Genomic DNA, 755 nt, shown 5'->3' with positions numbered 1-755 from the left:
GGCAGTCCATGAGGACGGCGTCGTAGGCGGTGTGCTCGAGGGCCTCGAGGGCGGCTTGGCCGTGGGGGGCGACGTCGGTGGTGTAGCCGAGGTGTTCGAGGATGCCGACGGCGACGAGCTGGTTGACCTCCCTGTCCTCGACGACCAGCACGTGGCCGCGCCCGGGGCGGCGCGGCCCCACCGGTTCGGCGCCCTGGGGGTGCTCTGGTGTCGCGTCCGGGACCGCCTCGGACCGCTCGGCCGGCCGGGCCAGGGCCTCTCGGACGGCATCACGCAGCAGCCGCTGCTGCACGGGCTTGGTGAGCCGGCCCGCCAGCCCCGCCTCGCTGGCGGCCTCGGCGCCGACCTCCGGCCCGGAGGTGAGCAGCAGCAGCGACGTAGCGGCGGTCAGCGGGCTGCGGGAGGCCCGGCGGGCGACCGCCAGACCGTCGGTGCCAGTCAGGCTCAGGTCGAGCAGCGCCAGGTCGTAGGGGGTGCCGGCCTCGGCCGCCTCCGCGAGCAGGCGGAGGGCCCCGGGGCCGTCGGGCACGAGGTCGACGTGCAGGCCCCAGGCGGTGAGCTGCTCGTGGAGGATCAGGCGGTTGGTGTGGTTGTCGTCGACGACCAGGACCCGGTGGCCGGCGAGGGGGTCGGGGCCGTGGTCGGCGGGGGTGGTGGGGGTGGGTTGGTGGTGGGCGAGGGGGAGGGGGAGTCGGACTGTGGTTCCCCCCGAATCGTGGAGGGCTTCTCTATGCGGCTTCCCGGTCGGGGGCCGC

Annotated in this window: 1 protein-coding gene; it reads right to left on the bottom strand. The window is 75.8% G+C overall.

The window, feature by feature from the left end; all coding sequences use genetic code 11:
* The coding region (locus D6B71_RS20145; RefSeq protein ID WP_121258461.1) for a response regulator at positions 1 to 755 on the bottom strand (755 nt) is incomplete at both ends.

The sequence above is a fragment of the Nocardioides ferulae genome, assembly GCF_003660455.1.
GTDB lineage: Bacteria > Actinomycetota > Actinomycetes > Propionibacteriales > Nocardioidaceae > Nocardioides > Nocardioides ferulae.
The sequence above is the reverse complement of the archived record's forward strand: the minus strand, read 5'-3'. Positions and strand labels throughout refer to the sequence as shown.